We start from the raw sequence: 22,929 nt of genomic DNA on the forward strand, positions 1-22,929 counted from the left end.
TTCCTACTTTTCCACATAAGTTTCCGGGTCCACTTTAAGAAGTGGACTCTTTTCTTTTGTATAAATAATATCAAGCTTGTACATTGCACGCGAAGTGATTGTGTAGACAAGTTGTGTTTCATCAATGCGATGATAATTTTCTTTTGAAGCATCCCACATAATGACTGCGTCAAATTCCAGACCCTTAGCTAAATATGACGGGATGACAAGAGTACCATTTACCAAACGTTGGTTGGCAGTAGCAATCAACGTTGCCTTTACCTTATCCGCTTTTAGTTTCTGCGCTACAATTTTCGCGCTGGCTAAGTCTTTGGTGATGATCGCTGTTGTCATTTTGGCTTGATCATTTTCACTTAAAATTTGTTCTAGTGCCTGCATAGCAGCAGTATTATTGGACCGCTCCCACAGAACCGGTTTAGGTCCTTGGCGGTTAAATGATTCAATTTTTTCGCCTTGCCGCAGAATTTGCTTGGTAAATTCTGTCAGTTGCTTAGTTGAGCGATATGATTTGGTTAATTGCACCACATCAGTTTTTTCAGGATCAAACAGACCACTAATCTGCTTGAGCAGACTTCTACTTTCATCTTTAGTAAAAATAGCCTGATTTAAGTCGCCCAGCATAGTAAATTTGGCGCGGGGAAAATTATACTTGAGATAACAAAGTTGAAACGGGGTATAATCTTGAATTTCATCAATAAAAGCATAGCGCATTTCATAATCTACGTGACGACCCGTAATTAGATCATAAAGATATAAATACGCTGAAACATCATTCATATAAATATAATGTTTCATAAAGCTTTGCTTGACATCTTCAACATGTTTTTCCCAGTCTTTTTCGCTAATTTGCCACTTAGCTAAATCAGTCATTTTAGGAACTGCACGTAAAAAACTCAAGTACTGGGCGCGCATGTTAATAAAATTATTGCGTCTAATTTGTTGGAAAACTTTTTCTAGTGCTTTGACAACGATTTTACGGCTGAGGAATTTTTCCTCTTTTTCTTCAGATTCAAATTCTTGGTCCGGCCGATCATACAAAGCATTCAATTGCTCTTGGCTCAAGTTTTGGATAGCGTCAGATACCCATGCCTTTTTAGTTTCACCATTAATTTTGCGATTAAGTGACTTAATTAATTCTTCACGTGTAGCGTCAATTCTGTTACTTAAATTATAGTTAGAATTAAATGAATAGTAGAGTTCATTGATTTTTTCTTTTGTAAAAAATGGTTTCTTTTTATTGCGGAAGTAAATATTTTTAAAAACTACCCCGCGATTATTAAGATGTTTAGCATAATGGTGCAATAAATTAAAGAAATTTGTAGAGTCCTTAAACTGACTAATGGCGGAATCAGCTGCACTATCTTCAAATTGGTCAAACAAGTTTTCGACTGTCATTCCCGGCAATCTTCTAGCCACAAACTGCCAATAGGTCATTTGGACCATGTTTTGTTCGCCCATTTCAGGTAAAACATTCTTAATGTAATCATTAAATAATTGGTTTGGACTGAACATGATAACATCACTACTGGTTAACTTGCCCCGGTAGCGATAAAGCAGGTAAGCAATTCTTTGCAAAATGGCAGAAGTTTTCCCAGAACCAGCTGCACCTTGAACAAAGAGCAAGTCAGCACCGGTATTTCTAATAATCTTATTCTGTTCACGCTGAATAGTCGTAACAATTGATTTCATCTGGGTGCCGGATTTTTCGCCCAAAACTTCCAGCAACATTTGATCGCCAATGGATTCATTGGTATCAAACATATTAACGATCTTGCCGTCCTTAATCACGAACTGCCGTTTTTTAGTCATATCAACGGTAATTTCACCCTCAGGAGACATATAAGAAACCTTCCCAATTTTTCCATCATAATAAATGGAAGAAATTGGTGCTCGCCAATCATAAATTAGAAAATGGTTATTCTTATCGGCAAAGGAGCCCAGACCAATATAGATAGTTTCTGGTTTCTCTCCATTTTCTTTAAAATCTACTCTGGCAAAATATGGTTTTTGCTCTAGTTCTTGCACTGTACTCAGTTGCTTTGCGGCATGTTGCCAGGCATTTTGACGTTCATCAAGCAGTTGCTGCTGTTGGTGAATAGACAATGCAGTTTCCATTGACGTTGAATAGCCGTCATAATCTAGTTTTACATCATCAAAAAAGTGTGAATTAAGATCTTGGGCTTCACCTTCAGCGGACTTAATTGACGAAGACAACTCGGACTTTTTAGCTCTAATCATTTTCAAGATCCGGTCGAGATGCTTTTGCTCAAATTCTTTATCATCCATCGCTTTTGTCATAAACTCACCTATTTTTTTCAAAACTTGCATTCTATTTTACCATGAAATCGGTTTATATTAAAATCTTGCACTTATTTTTTCAATCAGTAAAATATAGGCAATTAAGATAATTCAGACAGTTTATAACTATAATTTAATATGCTAAAGTTAGTAAAATATGAAACTTTTACCATTTTTCCTCTATAATGTAAGATAATGGAGTGATTAAAGTATGAAAAATTTTCGTCATTTTTTTTCTAAACTAGCGTGTGCACTAGTTGTAATTCTGACAATCGGAAGTGCAATAACTCCCGTTGCTGATAACTCATTAACTAACTGGTCTTCTCAGACTGTTTACGCTAAAAAGGCTAAAAAGAAAACTAAAAAACACAAAAAGGCTAAAAAGAAGCATGCCGCTGTTACAACTTCTTGGCGGTGGAAAAAGCCTACAGCTTCGGTCTACATTGATCTTAATGATAATCAAGAACTGATTTCCGCTACCAATGAGGCGATTAAAGAGTGGAATGATACTAAAGCTTTTACTTTTACCAAAGCCAAAAGCAAGAAAAATGCTAAGATTGTAATAGAACAGATTTATAGTCCCAACACAAACTATGCTGGGTATACTACTTTTCATTATTATGTTAAAACTGGAATTATGTACTCTGCTTTAACCAGGTTGAACATTTATTATTTACAAAATTTTTCACCATATAATTATACGTATCAACGCATTCTTAATACCGTTGAACATGAATTGGGACATGCAATAGGTCTTAAACATAATAATGGGGTTTCGGTAATGTATCCAACCGGTTCACTCTATCCAATTGAGCCAGATGATGTTGCAAAGGTTGAAAAATTATACGGGGAATAAGTTGAAAAATTTGCGAGGAGTAAAATGAAAAGAATATATATTGTGCGTCACGGTGAAACCTATATTAATCGTTATAACAAAATGCAGGGCTGGTGTGACACACCACTCACAGAAAAAGGAATTGCGGGAGCCGAACAAGTGGGAAAAGTCTTGAAAGACATTCCTTTTGATATTGCCTTGTCAAGTGATCTTAAGAGAGCAAGTGATACTTGCGATATTATTATTAAGCACAACATTAATCATGATGAAATTCAGCACATTGCCACCCCATTTTTCCGTGAACATTTTTACGGCTATTTTGAAGGTATGGATTCGGATGCTGCTTGGCAAATGATTAGCGGCCCACATGGTTACACCAGCCACGCAGAAATGCTTAAAAATGAATCTCTAAACACTGTTAAAGATTGGATTAAAGAAGCTGACCCGTTTCATGACGCTGAGAATGCCCATGAATATTGGCAAAGACTAGATAAGGGTTTTAAATTAATCAGCCAGTTAGATGGCGCAGAAAACATCTTACTTGTTACTCATGGCTTTACCATCCACAGCATTGCTGACCGCTATGGTGATTTTGAAATTAAAAAGCGGCCTCGTAACGCTTCAATTACCATAATGAATATGACGGATAAAGAAATGAAAATTGTTTCATATGACAAACTGAAACTGTAGTATTTTCTTTAATTATAGGAGAAAATTTATGCAATTAGAAAATGAGCACTCAGAAATCACTGACAATTTAAACAACTGGAATGACCGTGCTGTTGTACATGCAAATGGTGGCTATGGCGATCTCACTCAGTTTGTTAAAGATAAAAGTGCTGTTACTACAACTGTTAAGCGTGACTTCGCCGTACTCAAGCCATACTTATCTCATAATACGGTTAAAAACAAACGACTACTTCATCTGCAATGCCACATTGGTGATGATACTCTTAGCTGGGCACGTCTAGGTGCTAAAGATGTATATGGCCTTGACTTTTCACCTGTAGCTTTAAAATATGCTCGCAAGCTAGCTAATGAGGCTAATACTCCAATCACCTATGTAGAAGGTGACGCGCGTTATGCCGCAAAAGCCTTACCCGAAAAAACGGGCAAATTTGATATAATTGTAACCAGTGCCGGTACGATTACCTGGCTACCTGAACTAAAGTCTTGGGCACAATCAATTGCGCAATTATTAGCGCCTGGGGGTATTTTTATGATTCGCGATAATCATCCACTACTGTTTGCACTAGATAATGCTGGACTGGAAATTAAGTTAAATTACTTTAGTGGCACTGAAAATACCTACGAATCAGATGCTTCATATACCTCAAATTCTACTGGGAAAATTAAACATCAAACTAATCATAATTGGGCGCATGATTTTGCAGAAATTATTAATACATTAATTAATGCTGGTTTGACCATTAAAAATGTCGGAGAACACCAGGTTAGTGATTGGAAGTCTTTACCTTCGTTAGTCTATGATAAAGACCAAGAAGGCTGGATACAACCAACAAATTTACCGCAAGTGCCATTGACCTTTTCAGTAGTAGCACAAAAGCTTTAATAACTTCTATTCAATACTTCAAAATTTTTTCGAAGTATTTTTAATTTTGCTTTTAAGTATATATTTTTGCTATAAAAGCATTGATTTTTAATTTATAAAGATATATACTTTATTCGTAATTTGTAAACACTTACATAAAAGGAGTGCGATTGAATGAAAGAACAAAGAAAGTTGCCAAAAAGCTTTTTTTGGGGGAATTCTGTTTCAAGTATGCAAACTGAAGGTGCTTGGAACGAAGATGGAAAAGGTTTATCAGTCTATGATATTCGCCAGCCTTCTGCCAACACGTCAGATTGGCATGTAGCAATCGATGAATACCATAGATACAAAGAAGACCTCGACATCATGAAAGAAATGAATATGAATATGTATCGCATTCAAATTTCATGGTCACGAGTTTGTCCAGACGGAGATGGTGCATTTAATGAGAAGGGTATAGAATTTTATGATCATTTAATTGACGCTATGCTGGAGCGAGGAATCGAGCCAATGGTTTGTCTCTATCATTTTGATATGCCGCTTAAATTAGCGCAAGCATACAATGGTTTTATTTCAAAACACGTTGTTAATGCCTTTATCAGATTTGGCAAAAAAATGATTGATCATTTCTCTGATCGCGTTAAATACTGGATTGTATTCAATGAGCATAACTTATATTTCCAAGATGAAGTCTTCAATATTTCTGGATACCAAAGTGGCAATAAAAGTTTAACTGACATGTATACCATTTTTCATCATACAATGATGTGTCATATAAAGTTAGCCAACTACATTCATGAAAACTATACTAATGTCAAGATTGGCGGGATGTTAGCCTACCAACAAATTTATCCACAAACCAGCAAGCCCGAAGACGTTTGGGCTGCCAAACAAGTGCAGGAATTTTTGAATTTTAATATTTATGATGCTGATACAGGTCGGGGGTATGCCCCAGAAGTCCTACAATATGCTAAAAACAATGACATTGATATGGACATAACTGAAGAAGACATAGCAGATATGAAAAAGGCACAAGCTGATTTTCTGGCTTTTTCTTATTATTCTTCTTGGGTATTATCAAGTGATCATATTCAAAAAGGCGAAGCACCTAACCGCTACTTATTACAAGGTGGTGTACCGGCAAAATACGTTAAGGCAAATGAATGGGGCTGGGCAATCGACCCCCTTGGCTTTAGAAATGCGATCACTACTATGTATAATCACTACCATATCCCGATTTTTCCTATTGAAAATGGCATTGGCCTCAGAGAAAAGTGGGACGGGCAACACATGATTCAGGATGACCAACGAATCAACTATCACCAAGAGCACATCAAGGCTATGAAAGATGCAATTTTTATAGATGGCGCTCAAGTTTTAGGGTATTTAGGCTGGGGTTTAATAGATATTCCCAGCTCTCAGGGCGATATAGAAAAGCGCTACGGAGCGGTTTACGTCAATAGATCAAATCATGATTTAAAAGATTTAAAAAGAGTACCCAAAAAATCATTTTATTGGTTCCAAAAAACATTTAAAAATAATGGAGATGAATTATAATGGCTAAGCAAGAAAAATCAGGTTTCAGTGCCTTTATTAACAAAAAGATATTGCCTCCAATAATGAAATTCGTTAACACTAAAGCAATAGTTGCCTTACAAAATGGTATGGTCTATTCACTACCGTTTATCATTATCGGGTCAATATTTTTAATTCTCGGCAATATTCCAATCCCTGCAGTTGCTAATGCAATTAATGCATCAGGCTGGGGTGCTTTCTTTGCTCAGGCAAATAACACTACTTTTCAGTTGATGGGTTTATGGGCAGCTATTGGTATAGCTTATGTCTACGTTAAAAACGAAAAGTTTGAACCTTTAGCACCTGCCTTAACTTCTGCAGCTGTATTTATCATGTTACAGAATTTAAGTATAGATAATCCCCTCAAAGCTGCTTTGGCTGGCGGAATTACTAACGGCAATGCCACAGTCATGACTGGTAAGGCTGTGACTGAAAATATTGATAAATTACCACATGCTTTACAAGCATTTTTACAGTCACCGGTTACTGGCGTTATTAATACCAAATGGCTCGGTGGTGACGGCATGATTGCCGCTATCATTATCGGATTACTTGTTGGCTGGATTTACAGCAAAATTATGAAAGCCGGCTGGACTATTAAGATGCCCGAATCTGTCCCACCCGCAGTATCCAATCAGTTTACTGCAATGATTCCAGCCGGAATTATTCTCACCGGAGCAATGTTAATTTTCGCTGGCTTTAGTTCATTTGCACATACTGACTTTTTAAATTGGATTTACAACACATTACAAATCCCACTACAAGGAATATCAGATTCATTCGGTGGAGCACTAGCAATCGGATTTTTAGTTCCTTTCTTCTGGTTCTTTGGAGTTCATGGTGGCTTGATCATGGGTTCTTTAGTTGCACCAATGCTACAAGCCAATACTGCTGACAACGCTCGACTATTTGCGGCAGGCAAATTAACATTTGCTAATGGTGCTCATATTGTTACTAATGAGTTTTATAACAACTTCATTAATTTGACCGGTTCAGGAATAACAATTGGCTTGATCGTATTCTGTTTAGTAGCAGCACGATCAGAACAACTAAAATCAATTGGTAAACTGGAACTAGTTCCTGGTATTTTTAACATTAATGAACCATTTTTGTTTGGTATACCTATCGTGATGAATCCTATGCTGGCAGTGCCATTTTTCTTAACGCCAGTAATAGTGGCAGCTTCAACATATTTCGTAATCAAACTGGGAATCGTACCTCCTCTTAACGGAGTAGCGGCATCGTGGACCACGCCGGCAGTTATATCCGGATTTTTAATAGGCGGGTGGAAGATGGCTATTTGGCAGGCCTGCACATTATTAATTTCGACAGCCGTCTATTGGCCGTTCGCTAAGAAGTACGATAAAATGTTATTAATGCGAGAACAAGAACAAGTAACAAATAAATAAGTAAAAAGATGTCACAAATAATGCTAAACTTAAATGTGACATCTTTTTTATAATAAAAATCAAAAAATTTTAGCAGAATAGTGGTGATTAAAGGATGGCAAAGGCAAAATATTTAACAGTTGTTCAAACCATTGTTAGTAGAATTAAAGCTGGCACCTATCAAGCTGGGGATTTATTACCTAATCAACAAACTTTAGCTAATGAATTAGGAGTTAGTCGATTAACCGTCAAAAAAGCTTTAGACGGCTTGGAGAGAAAAGGGATAATTTATAAGCAGTCTGGTTTAGGCACTTTTGTATCGAGTGATATCCCTATTCGCAGCAAAATTGATTCCCCGGCCAACGTGTTTACCGGCTTAATGGAATTGATGAAAGCAGATAATATAAAAAGTAAAATTATTAAGTTCTCTGTTGGTTTTCCTAATAAACAAATTCAAAAAAACCTTAGTTTAACTAGCTCTGAACCGGTTTATAATATCATTCGCCTAAGACTTGTAGATGATAATCCTCTTGTCATTGAGCATACTTATATGCCCGTCAATTTAGTTCCCAACTTAAATACTGATATTTTGCATTCATCCATATATAACTACATCCACCAAAAATTAAAGCTAAAATTTGGTCATGCGTATCGCAAAATCAAAGCTACTAAGTCTGATGAATATGATCAGAAATATCTGGCAGCTAAGAAAGATGACCCTATGCTTGAACTGGAACAAATTGTCTGGTTAACTAATGGCAAACCTATTGAATATTCGATTAGTCGCAACCGATACGATCAACGAGATTATACGATTATTGAAAATACCAGGTTTTAAGTCTGAATTACTAATTTCCATAGGGTTAATATTTTAAAAACGAAAAGGTTCACATCAGTGAGCCTTTTATTATTTTTTAACAAAATTATTCAGTTTTAAAAGTTTTTCCTACTTTACCATTGACTAATTCCTCTACTGCCAGTGGCTTTTCAGGATTATGATTTTTATCAACATTAATTTTGCCAGTTACACCAGTAAAGTTTTGGATATTGCTTAACCCTTTAGCAATTTTTGCAGAATCATCAGATTTTTCATTTTCGATTGCTTCTTTAATCATATATACAGCATCATAAGCTAACGCTGAAAAGGTTGGTGCTTCTTCGTGGTAACGCTTCTTAAAATTCTGCATAAATTTAGAAGCTGTGGGATCTTTAGCAGTTACTTGAGTTGAAAATGGTGTTGTGTAGTAGATTCTGCTTGCATTTTTAGCTCCAGCTATCTGGGCCAGTTTCGGATCAGCCATGCCATCACTGCCAATAATTGGCACTTTAATACCAATTTGACGTGCTTGCTTAATTATTAAACCAACTTCAGTGTAATAACCAGGAACGTAAATGGCATCAACCTTCTTTGCTTTAAACGAAGTTAAAACAGCGTTAAAGTCCTTGTCTCCTTCTGAAAAAGTTTGACTATCAACAATTTTACCTTTATATGCTTTCTTAAACGCTTTAGCCAGACCATTGCCGTAATCACTTGAGTTATCAGTGTAAACGGCTACTCTTTTTGCCTTAATGTTATTCATTACAAACTTGGCAGCACTGCTACCTTGAAAGTTATTTTGGTAGCATGCTCTAAAAACAAATGGCTGTACTTTGCCATTCTTTTGTAAAGTGTAATTCGGATCCGTCGCTGAAGGACTGACACTTGGCACTTTTGCTTTAGTAATATTAGGTATTTCGGCTGTACCCACATTGGTAGTGGCGGGGCCCACTATTGCCGCAACTTTATCTTTATTAGTTAATTGGGCTGCAACAGAAGCAGACGTGGCAATTGCTGTTTTATTATCATGCACAATGAGCTTAATTTTCTTCTTTTGACCGTTAACGTCAATGCCGCCTTTTTTATTAATTTCACTAACGGCTAGTTCAATTCCCTGCTTTTGAGCATTGCCATAACCAGCAGCAGCTCCAGACAATTCCATGTTAACGCCAATCTTGACAGTTTTATTATCCTGTTTAGTACCAGTACTGCCACTACTTTTTGCTACAGTACAGCCTGCCAGCATGAAAGCTGCAACACCAGTAACAACAACACTCATTACTTTTTTAATGCCACTAATATTATCCATCTTTTAGTTCCTTTACTCTCTAAAATTAATTAAAATGCCAACAAAAAAGCCTCATTCAATTCAATGAACGAGGCTCAAATTATTAATTAGTTAAACCCCAATCATTGACACGCAAACTAGGGCTTAACTGCTTTTAAATTACATAATGTAATTCATACACGTTAAGTCCTGCACTCCAACAACAAGGCAACTAAATTCTGAGTTTGAAAGATATTAATATTATTTTGTTTGTTTAAAGATTTCATTGTCATCAAAATTACCTCCTCAGAATTCTATGTAAACTTTAAGTGCTTGAATATGTGACTTTATAATGAATTACTCTCACAGTCACTACAACAGCTTTATTATGTACTAACCGCCAAAGTATACTTTCTGCACCTCTGGGTTAGCTAATAGTTCCTGACCGGTACCACTTAGTTGCACTACACCGGTAGCCAATACATAACCCCGATCTGCAATTGATAATGCCTGTTTAGCATTTTGTTCAATTAACAAAATAGTCGTACCTTTTTCGTTTAGTTCTTTAATAATTTTAAAAATTTCTTGAATATACAAGGGTGATAACCCCATTGAAGGCTCATCAAGTAGTAACAATTTAGGCTTAGCCATTAAGGCACGTCCCATTGCCAACATTTGCTGTTCACCACCGGATAAAGTGGCAGCATCCTGACTACGTCTTTTTTGCAAAATTGGGAAACGCTCAAAAATCTCTTTATACGTCTTAGAAACTTCGTCATGATTTTTTTGTAAAAATGCACCCATTTGCAGGTTTTCCATTACAGTCATGCCAGCAAAGATATGCCGACCCTCAGCTACTTGTGAAATACCCGCACTCACAATTTGCGGTGCACTTTTATGATCTATTTCTTTTCCAAGATAAAAAATTTGACCGCTTTTAGGTTTAAGTAAGCCAGAAATAGTTTTAACAATAGTTGATTTGCCAGCACCATTTGCACCAATCAGGGTTACAATTTCTCCCTGGTTAATTTCAAAACTGACATTCTTGACAGCCTGAATAACACCATAATTTACAGACAGGTCACGAACTTCTAACATTGCCATCTAGTCATCACCCTCTCCTAGATATGCTTCTATAACTTTAGGATTTGCTTTGATTTCTTCAGGTGATCCAGTAGCCAGTATTTCACCTTGATCAAGTACGTAGATCCTTTCAGCCAAGTTCATGACTAAAGACATATCGTGTTCAATTAGCAAAACCGTGATTTGGAATTCTTTTTGAATATACTTAATAAGGTTAGTCAAATCTGCCGTTTCCTCAGGGTTCATTCCCGCCGCAGGTTCATCCAAAAAAAGAATCTGCGGATGTGTTGCTAATGCCCGAACTACCTCTAAACGTCTTTGCGTTCCATAGGGCAAGTTTTTGGCTAGAGTTTGCTCATTCTCTGTCAAATCAAAAATTGCCAGTAATTTTTGTGCAGCTGCCCTCATTTCCTTTTCAGTTTTATAGAAACTTGGTAAGCGAAAAACCGTTGTTAAAAAGTTTTCCTTATATTCATTTGTCATTGCAGTTAAAACATTATCCATTACTGTTAAGTCTTTAAATAAGCGAATATTTTGAAATGTACGGGACAAGCCTAAATCTGCAATTTGAACTGCACTTTTATGAGTTAAATCATAATTTTTATCATCAACTTGTAAATTAATCTTTCCGCTAGTAACTTGCACCATGCCGGTTAGCAAGTTGAACAAGGTAGTTTTACCAGCACCATTAGGTCCAATCAAGGCAACTAGCTCGTGCTTATCAAGATGAAGTGAAACATCATTAACAGCAGTCAACCCACCAAATTTTCGCACTACATGGTCAACATCTAATAAGTGTGGCATATCTAGCTCCTTTCCTTTTTACCGAAATGACGGGTTAAATTTTTAAGGGAGAATTCCCAGTTACCTAAAAGTCCTGCTGGCTTAAAAATCATGATTAGTATTAAAACTATAGCATAGATCACCATTCTTAATGCACCAAAGCTTTGTAAAGCGGTGTCTAAGACTCCTAAAACGATTGCTGCTACAAATGTGCCAGTCATACTGCCAACACCACCCAAAACAACAATAACCAGTATAGAAATTGATTCCATAATGCCAAAGTTTGAAGGTGAGATTGTTTGTAAGAATGAAGCATGTAGACTGCCGGCAATTGCAGCTGTTGCGCCTCCTAAGACAAAAGCAGCTAATTTCCATTTGGTGGTATTAATACCCATTGCTTCAGCAGCTATTTCATCTTCCCGCACAGCCTTAATTGCTCGACCATTTTTCGAACGAATAAAATTGGTCAAAATAATTGTAGTTACACAAAACAAAATATAAACAGTGGGCCACGAACATAACTGAGGAATATTGTACAATCCGGCTGCTCCACCAGTAATTTTCAAATTATTAATGACATTCCGAATAATCTCAGCTGCTCCTAAAGTAGCAATTGCTAAATAATCACCCTTTAGGCGAATGAAGGTAGCTGTCCCAATAATTGCTGCAATGATAATAGCCAAAAGTACCCCTACGAACATTGAAACTAAGAAGCCAGCTTCACTACTCATACGTTGAGTAATAATTGCAGTAGCGTATGCTCCTATTGCCATAAAACCTGCATGACCAAGAGAAAATTGACCACTGAAGCCTATAATCAGGTTCAAGCCAGTTGCTAAGATAATATTTATTCCAATCGTGACCAGCATGTTTTCAATAAAATCATCTATGACGCCAACCATTATCAGCGCATTGATTAGGTAAAATCCACCTACCATTAATAACAGCCACGACAAAATGTATTTCCAATTCGATTTCATTTTGCCACCTACACCTTCTCTTTAGTATTTTTGCCAAAAATGCCAGCAGGTAAGAAAAGCAAAATAACTATTAATACCAGATAAACGACTGCATCTTTATATGCCGACAAGCCAATTGACTGGAAAAATGTCTCTAAAATTCCGATTAAGAAGCCACCAAGAGAAGCTCCAGGTACTGAACCAATTCCACCTAAAACGGCAGCCACAAACGCCTTAATACCAGGTGTCATTCCCATTAAAGGATCAATTTGGTTATAATACATTCCAATTAAAATACCTGCAGCACCAGCTAAGGCAGAACCTAAAGCGAAGGTAAATGATATTGTATGATTAACATTAACACCAACTAATTCAGCTGCAGCAGGATCAACAGAAACTGCCCGCATCGCTCGACCCATCTTAGTTTTTTGAATAATCAGCTGTAACGAAACCATTAAAATCAGAGCGGTAACTAAAATCAAAATTTGAACGTTTGAAATTTGCACCCCACCAATATTGTAATTAACTTGTTCAATTACTTGCGGAAAACTACGAGCATTTGAACCGACAAAATATGACATACCATTTTCTAGTAAGAACGAAACACCAATAGCCGTAATCAGTACAGCTATTCGAGGTGATTTACGTAGTGGTCGATAAGCAAAATATTCAATCACTACACCGGAAACTGCACCAATAATCATTGCAGAAAGCAGTGCTGTAATAAAGTTAAAATGCCAAACATTAATCACATAGTAGGCAAAGAATGCACCTAACATATAAATATCGCCATGAGCAAAGTTAATTAAGTTAATAATGCCATAAACCATGCTATAGCCTAATGCCAGCAAGGCATAAATTGATCCTAGTGACAAGGCATTAATGATTTGCTGTAAAACTGTTTGCAAATTTAAGCACTCCTTTTATTTTTATTTACTCAACACGAAATGAGTCGCTTACTTTACCATTAGTCAATTTTTCAATAGCAATCGGCATTTCAGGATTATGGAACTTATCCATGGTAATTCTACCGGTAACACCATCAAAATCTTTTATCTTAGCCAGACCTGCAGCAACTTTAACGGAATCATCAGATTTTTGTTGCTCAATAGCCGCTTTTACTAAATAAACTGCATCATAAGCCAAAGCTGAAAATGTTGGCGCTTCTGAATGATAACGAGCTCTATATGCTTTAATAAACTTAGCAGCTTTTGAATCTGGGTTTTTAGCAGCTACATTAGTTGAAAATGGCGTGGTGTAATAAATATTAGTTGCATTTTTAGCACCTACTATTTGAACTAGTTTCGGATCACACATTCCGTCACCACCAACGATTGGAGCTTTAATACCCATCTGACGTGCTTGCTTTATGATCAAACCAAGCTCTGTGTAATAGCCGGGTACATAAATAGCATCGATCTTCTTAGATTTAAATGAAGTTAAAACAGCGTTGAAGTCTTTATCACCGGCAGAATAAGTTTGACTGTCCACAATCTTGCCTTTATAAGTTTCCTTGAAGGCTTTAGCTAAACCAGTACCATAATCACTTGAGTTATCAGCATAGACAGCTACCCTTTTGGCCTTCAGCTTTTTATCGACGAACTTAGCTGCGCTCTTTCCCTGGAATGTATCTTGGAAGCAAGCTCTAAAGGCATAAGGCTGCACTTTGCCGTTCTTCTGTCTGGTGTAATTTGGATCAGTTGCGGATGGACTAACGCAGGGAACAGAAGCCTTGGTAACATTAGGAATTTCTGCTGTACCGCAGTTAGTAGTAGCTGGACCTACAACTGCAGCCACTCTATCCTTAGTTGCCAATTGTGCAGCGACTGAAGCCGAAGTAGCAATTGAGGACTTGTTATCACGGATAAGCAGCTTAAGCTTCTTTTTATGCCCGTTGACGTTAATTCCACCAGCCTTATTAATTTCGGAGGCAGCTAGAACTATACCTTGTTTTTCAGCACTGCCGTAGCCAGCAGCAGTACCAGACAACTCGATATTAATACCGACTTTGACTGTATCTTTATCTTGGTGTGTACCTTTGCCTCCCCCGCTTTTCGCCACTGAACAGCCTGCTAGCGCTAAGCCAGCCATTCCCAACGTCAGGACACGCAACATTCTTTTTGAAAATTTACTCATCATTTTCTCCTTATAAATAGCTTGGTAACCAAAAACCTCATTCACTTAATGAATGAGGTCTTAAGTCAATTATTAGTCAAGCCCCATTCATTAGACGCAAACAAGGGCTCAACATGTAAAATTACTAGAAGTAATCTATTCAAGCTAAGTCCTACGCGACAACAACAAGGCAATTAAATTTTGGGCAATAATATTTTCAGCATTACTTCGCATATTTAAATATTTAGCTTTCATTAAAATCACCTCCCAAAATTTAATTTAATACTTAGAATTATAAAAAAAGAACATTAGCATGTCAAGATAAATTTACAATTATTTTTAGCAAAGCTTTAAGATTTTTCTATTAAATTTATTCTTAGAAAAATTCGTTGATTTCCTACCATAATAAATAGTGCCAAATAAGCATGTGATTTTGTGAGCTTTATGGTAAAATAGAGTTATTGAGGAGGCATAAGTATGTTTGCTACGGTTTTTTATTGGATTATAATTGCTGCTACCGGTCTTTGGGGAATATGGTCAGCAGCCTGGTCGATTATATATGTTGTTAAACATGAAAATGGCAACTTATGGATTTTTGCAATTATTAATGTTTTGATTTTAGTTTTAATAGGTCTGGCTGATTTAATCTATAGTACTGAAGGAAATCAGTGGTACTGGTTTGCTTCTACTAGGGCAGACATTAGTCTTTTGGTTTACATGCTGATGGCTTACTGCGCTCTGGTGGTTTTACAAGCCATATTTGGTTTCACTCGTAAGCCTAAAAAGGCATAGAATTAAAATTAACAATTAATTTAGATAACTTTTAAATATTTTCATTATAAAAAAAAGAGGTTGAACTGTTTTGACTACTAAATTTGGGAAGTCATAGCAAACATTAAGTCAACCTCTTTTTTATAATTAACAATTTCTGGTAAGCATTTTACGGACAATATCAGCGACCTTTTCATATCCCGAATACTCGGCAAAGTTTTTCTCAAGTAGCGCCAATGCGCTATTTGTAAAGTCATTTGCTAAATATTGTGCATGCCTAATCCCACCTAATTCATTCACCAGAAAATCAATTTGTTCTAGTTCCACAGAGTTAAGATTTTTACCTTTTTTAACCAATCTCTCCAATTTACCGGTAGTATCTTTTTTTAACGCAAAAATTAGCGGTCCAGTATAAACACCATTAACTACATCAGATAATACCGGCTTTTTTAATTCAGCAGTAGAAGAGGTGTAATCTAAAATGTCATCCCGCAGTTGAAATGCCTGACCAAATAGCAAGCCAATTTCTTGGGCTTTCTTAGCAAGCTTTTTACTAAGGCCACCTTCGAGTGCACCAATATAGCAAGCATAGCCAAACAAACTAGCCGTTTTGCCCCGAATCTGTTCAAGATATTCTTTTTCCGTAATCGCAATATCATATTCATTACCAAACTGTGTAGTTTCACCAGCGAGTATTTTTTGCATTGTACTGCCGTTAACACGCAAGTTAGTTATTTTTGAAGTATTTTCACTTAGCAGCTGTAATGACAAAGCAAATAAGAAGTCTCCAGCATATAACGCTATTGTTTTGCCATATTTGGCTTGAACTGATGCCCTGCCTCTTCTAACATTTGAATTATCAATGATATCGTCATGAATTAAAGTGGCATTGTGCAGTATTTCGATCGAACCGGCAATATTAATTAATTTTTGCTCCCTGTTGCTTTCACCCATTTCTCCAAATAATAGAACAAAACTAGGACGTAATTGCTTGCCAGGCTTAGAAAATGCATATCTAACTGCTTCTCCCAGTTTACCTTTTGGCGTCCGGATATTTTTTTGAATTGTATTTTGGACTTGCTGTAACTCTTTTTCTAGCCTTGACATGTTAATTACCTTTATTAATTATTTCCTTGATAAAACTCAATGCATCAACATAATGCAGTAAATAGCTACTGACAAGACCAACTATTGTTCCAGAAAGAATTCCGAATACTGTCAATAAAGGCAGATACAATAAAACATATTTACTATGCGCTATCAGCACCGCAATTAATAATTGACCAAAATTATGACATACGCCGCCAAGAATTGATACTCCCATTATGCTAATAAATCTGGGAACCAGCGGTAAAAATAATTTCATTAAAAACAAACTTAAGAATGAACCTGCAGCAGCAAACAAAAAGGTGCTAGTACCTCCTGTCATCAAAGCAGTTAATACCAGGCGTAAAAATGTCAGTAAAACACAATTATTAAAAGGTAAAATCATTAATGCAATCATCGTAATAATATTAGTTAAACCAAGCCTGGCACCAGGAGCAAAGAAAAAGGGCGAGGGAAACATTTGCTCAACAACACTAAGAATAATTCCTTGTGAGCATAGAATTCCCGTAAACACATATGTGCGTAAATAGTTATTTGTTTCAGTCATAATATCTAGATCTATTCATTACTATCAATTTGATTTTTATTTTTTAACTCAATTAAAAATTTATGTGGCAGGCAGACTATTGTATCCCCGCTTTCGCTTTTCCAGCCTTCTTTAACACATACTTGGTCCTTACAATTGGCATCAATTACCCGAATCTTGTGATTTTTTATTTGTACAATATTAATTTTACCATTTTTCTGATAACGCCATTTCTGGTCTTTATTCAACGGAAGCTTTTTCACTTCACGATTATTAATTTTGACGATTCCTATAATTTGATTGTCAGCTTTTTCCTGATTGTGCAACATATAAAAAGGAGTAAAACTAATGATTAATAAAACTATTATAATTAAAAAATCACCAAGTTTAAGCTTCTTTAAAATTTCCATGTATTACCTCACTAACAATTAAAACTAAAAAAGTCTTACAGATAAAACCATAGGACTTTTTAGAGTTACCATTGTTAGTTCTTTACCCCATTTTTATCGACATGATAAATTGGCTTCAAGACACCATATCTCAGCTTAGTAAGCTTCTTTTCTAGCCATGGAACAAACCACATGTCCAGACCAAATGCTCTACCTGAGCCGTTCATAACTGCTATTGCCGCAAATATCATCCAAACATTTACCCAATAGTTCATTCCTGATAAACAGAAAATAGCTACAAAAATTGCACTCATACCACCAGCAAACCAGGTGCATAATCCTAAAACCAGCATAATTCCTAATGCAATTTCCAAACACGTCATTGTCTTTTGAGCAACTAGTGCCGCATCCTTATTAGGAATCACTAGCTTGGTCATTGACTGTACCCAGTTTGGCATTTTATCAAAAACGGCCATTGGTGAGTGACCATAGTCATAGTTCAATGAAAATAATGCTGGAGCGGCAGATGTTGCTGCTTTGCCACTTGCCGCTGTAGTAGCGGCTGCTTTCTGCGAGGCACCACTGGTTGCAGCTTGCACGAGCCACGGGAACTGCAATTGCAACTTATTGGTAAACCAAGAGCCGCTGCCTTGAACTTTATACCAGCAGTCTACTAACCACATTAAGCCTAAGTAAATTCTCAAAGGTACAGTCCATAAGACATTGCCATACCGGTTAAGATTGCCGCGCCATAAAGTTGGGCGCTTAATTCTGAACCATTCATCCATAATATAATGGAAGAGATAGTGACCAGAATAGATTTCCATAAAGTAAATCATGTCCACTATGTCTTTCATTAAGATTGCGAAAAAGCCGCTCAGATGGAAAGTGTTAACAAGAGCGGCCACACCCCAGGCAGGCCCTAAAGAAACCATAAATCCTGAATAAGTCCCTTTAAATTTGACTGGTTCACTGCCGTTAATCTGGCTCAAAATATTTCTTAAAGCACACTTACCAGCAGATTCAGCCCCTTGAACCACTTGTGGTTCACCGCGGCCGCTGCCGTTAGCATCATAAAGAGCAACGTCTCCTATGACGTAAACATGTGGATCAGTTGGAATTTGGGAATATTCATTAACTATAATTCTGCCAGCTCTGCCAGTCTCAAAACCAAAGTTTTTAGCAGTATCAACAGCTTTAACACCCGCAGTCCAAATTAAAGTTCTGGTTGGATATGTTGAACCATCTTTAAGATCAATATAATTTTCATGAACACCAACAACACCAGTATTGACTTTAATTTCCACACCTTGTTTTAAGAGATATTTTTCTGCCTTATCAGCATCAGAGCGATCAAGCATATTCATAACCGTTGGTGCCATTTCCATCATAGTTATCTTGATGTCATCTTTTTGCAGATTATATTTTTTAGCTAAATCACCACGCCAAGAATTTAATTCACCAGCCATTTCAGTGCCAGTAAACCCAGTACCAACAACGACAAAATTAAGATACTGTGCCCGCTTTTCGGGATCGCGTTCTTTAGAACCTAAATGAACCATCATATCAATGTGGTCACGTAGTTGCTCTGCATCGTCCAGATTGCCTAAAACAAAGCCGTTTTCTTTAACACCAGGAGTATTAAAGTCATTAGGCTGCGAGCCAATAGCTAATATGACATAATCATAGGGATAACTGCCGTTATCGCCAATAACTTTTTTAGTAGATTGATCAATTTTGGTAACATTGTCAGTTACAACATCAACATTTTTTCTCCGTGAAAATAAACGTTGCAGATCATATTTCAAACTTTTGGCTTCTACCCTGTTAGCCGCAACTTCATGAAGTGAAGTCATCATAGTCATATAAGGATTTTTATCAATCAGCGTGATTTTGATATCATGCCGCTTTTTTAATTTCTTGGCAAGATGCTTAGTCGTATACAGACCACCATAGCCGCCGCCAATAACTACAATATTTGTTTCAGCCACTTTTAACACTCCTTAATGCGAATATACTAATTATGTTATATTATACTAGTGTTTTGGACTATGGTAAAGTGGTCACTTTCACAAACTATGTTCGTAATATTTTACTTATACGATTTAATTACTATCATTATAAGTTTCCGCTTTCATATTTTGTAGTTGCACAAAGTAGAGCTCTATCTTATAATTATAGTAAGTGAACACGTACACAATGTTATAATCTTTTATTATTACTGAGGGAGATATTATGAAAAAGAATAATTTAATATATGGTACTGCAATTCTGGCACTCTCTACACTTTTATTAAGTGCTTGTTCAACCACAGCTAAGAAAAGTTCTTCAAGCGATTCTAAGCCAAAGGTAAGCAAAGTTGAGAAAAAGAAAGCTCCTAAGCAGATTGCCGGTGGCAAACTGCAAGACGGTGTTTACAAACTAGTAGAAGACAACTATTTCAACGGTTACCGTGTTAAAGTATCTATGACCGTTAAAGATGGTAAAGTTACAGATACCAGTTATGACAATGTAGACAAGAACGGCAAGTCCAAGGCAAAGGATACTAAATACGAATCACAAATGAAGAAGTATTCTCAAGCAAAGATTGGCCCTAAAGAATACATCTCGCAACTACAAAAATCATTTGCCGCAAGCGGTGCTAATTCGAGTGCTATTCAAGTTGTTTCTGGAGCCACCAGTTCCAGCACCACTTTAAAGAATTATGTCAACCAGCTGACTCAGGCTGCACAAAAAGGTGATACAGCTACCATTCACATCAATAACAATAAGAAGATGAAAGATGGTACGTATAAACTGGCTGAAAAGAACTATAGTCACGGTTATCGCCAAGTTTTAACTATGGTAGTTAAAAACGGTAAAATCAGTGACTTTACTTACGACCAAGTTAACAACAAGGGCGTTTCCAAGACCAAAAATGCTTCTTATGAAAAGCAAATGAAGAAGGTTAACAAGATTGGCCCTAAAGAATACATTCCAAAATTACAAAAGGAATTCATCAAAGCTAAGGGCAACACCGAAAAAGTACAAGCTGTTTCCGGAGCAACGGAGTCTTCCTACTCATTTATTGCTTATGCTGAACAGCTAATTAATGCCGCTCAAAAAGGTAAAAGCGGAACTATCAAGGTTGACAATATTGTTTACCAGGAATAAAAATATAATTAGTTAATCACAAAAAGAGTGACATTTAGCCGCTCTTTTTTATTAGGAGAAATAAGTTATATGAAGAAGCAAACAAACAAGTTTTTGCTGATATTTTTGGCACTGCTGGCAAGCTTCAGCCTGACAGCTTGCTCAACTCAAAGTAAAGACACAACGCCGGCCAAAACCGCTGTTACCACTACCCCCACTTCAGATACTCAATTTTTAATGGGAACCGTTTGTACTATTAAGATTTACAATAAACACCAGCAAAAAGCATTAAAAGCAGCTTTCAAGCGCATTAAGCAGCTAGCCACTGAAACTACTGTTAATCAAAAAGGCAGTGAAATAGACAAAATTAATAAATACGCTGGCATTAGGCCTGTAAAGGTTACCCCAACCATTTACCGTATGTGTAAAGATGCTTACCACTATAGTAAAATTTCTGCTGGTACGTTCGACTTAACAATCGGACCAATTACCAGTTTATGGCGGATAGGCTTTCCTGATGCCCATAAACCTAAAGCAAGCACAATCAAAAAACGGCTACCACTAATTAATTATCATAATGTAGTTTTTAATGATCAGAAACAAACTGTTTTTCTTAAGAAAAAGAACATGATGCTTGATTTAGGCGGTATGGCCAAAGGATTTATTTCTGATGAGGTCATGAAAGTATTGCAAAAAAACGGCGTGACCAGTGCAATTATTGACTTAGGTGGCAATGTTTACGTTCTGGGTAATTCTCCTACAAATAACAGTAACTGGACGGTGGGAATTCAGGATCCGAGCGCTGCGCGTGGTGATGCTATCGGCTCTTTACCACAAAAAAATGCAACTGCAGTAACATCGGGAATTTATGAACGATATCTCAAAGTTGGTAATAAAGTTTATAGTCACTTAATGGATCCTCAAACAGGTTATCCTTGTCAAAACAACTTGTTAAGTGTCACAATTATTGCCAAGCGATCAACCACTGGCGATGGCCTTTCAACTGCTGTATTTAATCGCGGCTTGAAAAAAGGCTACGACTATGTGGAGCATAAGCCTGGTGTAGAAGCAATATTTATCACCAAAAAGAAAAGAATATATATTACTTCCGGCTTGAAAAATAAATTCAAATTGTTTTCAGGTAATGGTTACCGACTTGCAAAGCTTAAAAACTAGTAATTAATTTTTCTCTGTTAAATGATGTTCTGAAAGGAAAATTCAATGGAAGCTAAAACGAAGTACAGTCATTTCACAATAACTGATTTTTTTGAACTGGTGCGGCTTAATACCAAATTAAACAGTTTAATGCCGTATTTATTAGGAATACTGTTTGCTTATTTTTATTTTCATACTTTTAGTTGGCAGAATTCTTTAATATATTTAATTGCTCAAGGAGCAATCGCTTTATTTGTGACTGGCTTTAACAATGTCCAAGATTATCGCTTAGCCAAAAGCCGGGACTATCAAAAAGAACACAATTTAATTGGTAAGCGTAATTTATCACCAGCAACTGCAATGGCGGTTATGCTTAGCCTGCTTTTAATGGCGGCGGTCTTAGGCATTTGGCTAACTGTCCGAACTAATCTCTTTATTTTACTAATCGGTGCCCCCGGACTTTTTGTCGCCGTATTTTACACATATGGTCCGATTCCTTTTTCAAGAGTACCATTAGGAGAAATTCTTGCCGGTTTATTCGAAGGACTGGGAATTATGTTCTTAGCCGTTTACATCAATTCACCAGTAACCCAATTAGCCTATTTAAACTTTGACTGGCCTCACTTTATAATTGGAGGTAACTTGGCCAATCTGTTATTAATTTTTTGGGTAGCTTTACCACAAGCTTTCTTTAACGCAGCAACGATGCTGGCGGACAATACCTGCGATTTGAAGGAGGACTTGGCTAATGGCCGTCACACCCTACCTTCATACATTGGAGTTCAGAATTCCTTAAACTTATTTAGCTTTTTAACCTTGGCTCCATTTGCAATAGTCGCTATCAGCGTCATATTTCGCTTTTTACCCATTTGGCAACTATTAATTTTTGTAACTTTACCTAAGTTATACAAAAACGTGCAGGCATTCAGACAAAAGCAGACCAAGGATATGGCTTTTTGGGTTGACGAAGATAATATCAAGCACAGAGTACCCACAACTTTTGACTTGGCTCCGCAAAATTTGTTTTGGTTTCAGTTAATGCAAGTCTTTGGGCTGATTTTGGGCATTATCTTTCATTAAATAAACACAATAAAAAGCACGCTCATGATATGACCCCCAAAATTAGGACAAATTTGGGGGTCATCTTTATGTCTAAATTATCTAAACAAGATAAAAT

General features: G+C 36.7%; 21 protein-coding genes. 10 read left to right on the top strand and 11 right to left on the bottom strand.

Going from position 1 to position 22,929, the window contains the following annotated elements; translation table 11 throughout:
* Positions 1 to 3: 3 nt before the first annotated feature.
* Positions 4 to 2,298 carry an RNA polymerase recycling motor HelD gene (gene helD / locus Q0K80_RS04705; protein ID WP_294603734.1) on the bottom strand — a complete coding sequence of 765 codons (2,295 nt, stop codon included), beginning with the start codon at positions 2,296 to 2,298 and terminating at the stop codon, positions 4 to 6.
* Between the two features lie 211 nt (positions 2,299 to 2,509).
* Here helD and Q0K80_RS04710 point away from each other — a divergent pair, with 211 nt between their 5' ends.
* From Q0K80_RS04710 to Q0K80_RS04735, 6 genes are all read left to right on the top strand, one after another.
* Positions 2,510 to 3,154 (top strand): M57 family metalloprotease, encoded by a 645-nt coding sequence (locus tag Q0K80_RS04710; protein ID WP_294603736.1) that lies wholly within the window; start codon positions 2,510 to 2,512, stop codon positions 3,152 to 3,154.
* 24 nt (positions 3,155 to 3,178) lie between these two features.
* Complete coding sequence (locus tag Q0K80_RS04715) at positions 3,179 to 3,823, top strand: histidine phosphatase family protein (protein ID WP_294603738.1); 645 nt, start codon at positions 3,179 to 3,181, stop codon at positions 3,821 to 3,823.
* Between the two features lie 28 nt (positions 3,824 to 3,851).
* Positions 3,852 to 4,706, top strand: a complete 855-nt coding sequence (locus Q0K80_RS04720; RefSeq protein ID WP_294603740.1) for a class I SAM-dependent methyltransferase — start codon at positions 3,852 to 3,854, stop codon at positions 4,704 to 4,706.
* 153 nt (positions 4,707 to 4,859) lie between these two features.
* A complete protein-coding gene (locus Q0K80_RS04725; protein WP_294603741.1) occupies positions 4,860 to 6,242 on the top strand; it encodes a glycoside hydrolase family 1 protein in 1,383 nt (460 codons plus the stop codon).
* On the top strand, positions 6,242 to 7,669 hold the full coding sequence (locus tag Q0K80_RS04730; protein WP_294603743.1) for a PTS sugar transporter subunit IIC: 1,428 nt from the start codon (positions 6,242 to 6,244) through the stop codon (positions 7,667 to 7,669). The genes Q0K80_RS04725 and Q0K80_RS04730 overlap by 1 nt, the downstream gene beginning before the upstream one ends.
* 94 nt (positions 7,670 to 7,763) lie before the next feature.
* Positions 7,764 to 8,486 carry a GntR family transcriptional regulator gene (locus Q0K80_RS04735; RefSeq protein ID WP_294603745.1) on the top strand — a complete coding sequence of 241 codons (723 nt, stop codon included), beginning with the start codon at positions 7,764 to 7,766 and terminating at the stop codon, positions 8,484 to 8,486.
* An 85-nt stretch (positions 8,487 to 8,571) separates the two neighbouring features.
* Here the strand turns inward: Q0K80_RS04735 and Q0K80_RS04740 are convergent, their stop codons facing one another.
* The 6 genes from Q0K80_RS04740 to Q0K80_RS04765 form a co-directional block, all read right to left on the bottom strand.
* On the bottom strand, positions 8,572 to 9,744 hold the full coding sequence (locus tag Q0K80_RS04740; RefSeq protein ID WP_294603769.1) for an ABC transporter substrate-binding protein: 1,173 nt from the start codon (positions 9,742 to 9,744) through the stop codon (positions 8,572 to 8,574).
* 381 nt (positions 9,745 to 10,125) lie between these two features.
* Positions 10,126 to 10,836: an ABC transporter ATP-binding protein gene (locus Q0K80_RS04745; protein WP_110445509.1), complete on the bottom strand. Its 711-nt coding sequence runs from the start codon at positions 10,834 to 10,836 to the stop codon at positions 10,126 to 10,128.
* A complete protein-coding gene (locus Q0K80_RS04750) occupies positions 10,837 to 11,619 on the bottom strand; it encodes an ABC transporter ATP-binding protein (protein ID WP_294603747.1) in 783 nt (260 codons plus the stop codon). It abuts the gene before it with no gap.
* Between the two features lie 2 nt (positions 11,620 to 11,621).
* A complete protein-coding gene (locus tag Q0K80_RS04755; RefSeq protein ID WP_294603749.1) occupies positions 11,622 to 12,578 on the bottom strand; it encodes a branched-chain amino acid ABC transporter permease in 957 nt (318 codons plus the stop codon).
* A gap of 8 nt (positions 12,579 to 12,586) precedes the next feature.
* Complete coding sequence (locus Q0K80_RS04760) at positions 12,587 to 13,465, bottom strand: branched-chain amino acid ABC transporter permease (protein ID WP_294603751.1); 879 nt, start codon at positions 13,463 to 13,465, stop codon at positions 12,587 to 12,589.
* Between the two features lie 25 nt (positions 13,466 to 13,490).
* Complete coding sequence (locus Q0K80_RS04765; protein WP_294603753.1) at positions 13,491 to 14,693, bottom strand: ABC transporter substrate-binding protein; 1,203 nt, start codon at positions 14,691 to 14,693, stop codon at positions 13,491 to 13,493.
* Between the two features lie 456 nt (positions 14,694 to 15,149).
* Between Q0K80_RS04765 and Q0K80_RS04770 the strand changes: the two genes are divergently transcribed.
* Positions 15,150 to 15,464 (top strand): hypothetical protein, encoded by a 315-nt coding sequence (locus Q0K80_RS04770; RefSeq protein ID WP_294603754.1) that lies wholly within the window; start codon positions 15,150 to 15,152, stop codon positions 15,462 to 15,464.
* 126 nt (positions 15,465 to 15,590) lie between these two features.
* Here Q0K80_RS04770 and Q0K80_RS04775 read toward each other — a convergent pair whose 3' ends face one another.
* From Q0K80_RS04775 to Q0K80_RS04790, 4 genes are all read right to left on the bottom strand, one after another.
* Complete coding sequence (locus Q0K80_RS04775; protein WP_294603756.1) at positions 15,591 to 16,550, bottom strand: polyprenyl synthetase family protein; 960 nt, start codon at positions 16,548 to 16,550, stop codon at positions 15,591 to 15,593.
* A 1-nt stretch (position 16,551) separates the two neighbouring features.
* Positions 16,552 to 17,097, bottom strand: coding sequence for a Gx transporter family protein (locus Q0K80_RS04780; RefSeq protein WP_294603757.1), 546 nt, complete (start codon positions 17,095 to 17,097; stop codon positions 16,552 to 16,554).
* Positions 17,098 to 17,108: 11 nt separating this feature from the next.
* A complete protein-coding gene (locus Q0K80_RS04785; RefSeq protein ID WP_294603760.1) occupies positions 17,109 to 17,486 on the bottom strand; it encodes a NusG domain II-containing protein in 378 nt (125 codons plus the stop codon).
* Between the two features lie 74 nt (positions 17,487 to 17,560).
* Entirely contained in the window at positions 17,561 to 19,456 is a 1,896-nt protein-coding gene (locus Q0K80_RS04790) for an FAD-dependent oxidoreductase (protein ID WP_294603761.1), read from the bottom strand.
* A gap of 244 nt (positions 19,457 to 19,700) precedes the next feature.
* Between Q0K80_RS04790 and pplA the strand changes: the two genes are divergently transcribed.
* The 3 genes from pplA (at position 19,701) to Q0K80_RS04805 (ending at position 22,832) form a co-directional block, all read left to right on the top strand.
* Entirely contained in the window at positions 19,701 to 20,618 is a 918-nt protein-coding gene (gene pplA, locus Q0K80_RS04795; protein WP_294603763.1) for an extracellular electron transfer flavoprotein PplA, read from the top strand.
* A 69-nt stretch (positions 20,619 to 20,687) separates the two neighbouring features.
* On the top strand, positions 20,688 to 21,773 hold the full coding sequence (locus tag Q0K80_RS04800) for an FAD:protein FMN transferase (protein WP_294603764.1): 1,086 nt from the start codon (positions 20,688 to 20,690) through the stop codon (positions 21,771 to 21,773).
* 45 nt (positions 21,774 to 21,818) lie between these two features.
* On the top strand, positions 21,819 to 22,832 hold the full coding sequence (locus tag Q0K80_RS04805) for a UbiA family prenyltransferase (RefSeq protein ID WP_294603765.1): 1,014 nt from the start codon (positions 21,819 to 21,821) through the stop codon (positions 22,830 to 22,832).
* The last annotated feature ends 97 nt before the right edge of the window (positions 22,833 to 22,929 follow it).

Source organism: uncultured Lactobacillus sp. (assembly GCF_945290125.1).
GTDB classification, from domain to species: Bacteria; Bacillota; Bacilli; order Lactobacillales; family Lactobacillaceae; genus Lactobacillus; species Lactobacillus rizhaonensis.

Excerpts from the sequence above, each read along its gene's own strand:
- Q0K80_RS04745 (WP_110445509.1), bottom strand. The coding sequence starts at position 10,836 with ATGGCAATGTTAGAAGTTCGTGACCTGTCTGTAAATTATGGTGTTATT.
- Q0K80_RS04730 (WP_294603743.1), top strand. The coding sequence starts at position 6,242 with ATGGCTAAGCAAGAAAAATCAGGTTTCAGTGCCTTTATTAACAAAAAG.
- Q0K80_RS04755 (WP_294603749.1), bottom strand. The coding sequence starts at position 12,578 with ATGAAATCGAATTGGAAATACATTTTGTCGTGGCTGTTATTAATGGTA.
- Q0K80_RS04715 (WP_294603738.1), top strand. The coding sequence starts at position 3,179 with ATGAAAAGAATATATATTGTGCGTCACGGTGAAACCTATATTAATCGT.
- Q0K80_RS04770 (WP_294603754.1), top strand. The coding sequence starts at position 15,150 with ATGTTTGCTACGGTTTTTTATTGGATTATAATTGCTGCTACCGGTCTT.
- Q0K80_RS04720 (WP_294603740.1), top strand. The coding sequence starts at position 3,852 with ATGCAATTAGAAAATGAGCACTCAGAAATCACTGACAATTTAAACAAC.
- Q0K80_RS04750 (WP_294603747.1), bottom strand. The coding sequence starts at position 11,619 with ATGCCACACTTATTAGATGTTGACCATGTAGTGCGAAAATTTGGTGGG.
- Q0K80_RS04735 (WP_294603745.1), top strand. The coding sequence starts at position 7,764 with ATGGCAAAGGCAAAATATTTAACAGTTGTTCAAACCATTGTTAGTAGA.
- pplA (WP_294603763.1), top strand. The coding sequence starts at position 19,701 with ATGAAAAAGAATAATTTAATATATGGTACTGCAATTCTGGCACTCTCT.
- Q0K80_RS04800 (WP_294603764.1), top strand. The coding sequence starts at position 20,688 with ATGAAGAAGCAAACAAACAAGTTTTTGCTGATATTTTTGGCACTGCTG.
- helD (WP_294603734.1), bottom strand. The coding sequence starts at position 2,298 with ATGACAAAAGCGATGGATGATAAAGAATTTGAGCAAAAGCATCTCGAC.
- Q0K80_RS04780 (WP_294603757.1), bottom strand. The coding sequence starts at position 17,097 with ATGACTGAAACAAATAACTATTTACGCACATATGTGTTTACGGGAATT.
- Q0K80_RS04765 (WP_294603753.1), bottom strand. The coding sequence starts at position 14,693 with ATGAGTAAATTTTCAAAAAGAATGTTGCGTGTCCTGACGTTGGGAATG.
- Q0K80_RS04775 (WP_294603756.1), bottom strand. The coding sequence starts at position 16,550 with ATGTCAAGGCTAGAAAAAGAGTTACAGCAAGTCCAAAATACAATTCAA.
- Q0K80_RS04740 (WP_294603769.1), bottom strand. The coding sequence starts at position 9,744 with ATGAGTGTTGTTGTTACTGGTGTTGCAGCTTTCATGCTGGCAGGCTGT.
- Q0K80_RS04710 (WP_294603736.1), top strand. The coding sequence starts at position 2,510 with ATGAAAAATTTTCGTCATTTTTTTTCTAAACTAGCGTGTGCACTAGTT.
- Q0K80_RS04785 (WP_294603760.1), bottom strand. The coding sequence starts at position 17,486 with ATGGAAATTTTAAAGAAGCTTAAACTTGGTGATTTTTTAATTATAATA.
- Q0K80_RS04725 (WP_294603741.1), top strand. The coding sequence starts at position 4,860 with ATGAAAGAACAAAGAAAGTTGCCAAAAAGCTTTTTTTGGGGGAATTCT.
- Q0K80_RS04805 (WP_294603765.1), top strand. The coding sequence starts at position 21,819 with ATGGAAGCTAAAACGAAGTACAGTCATTTCACAATAACTGATTTTTTT.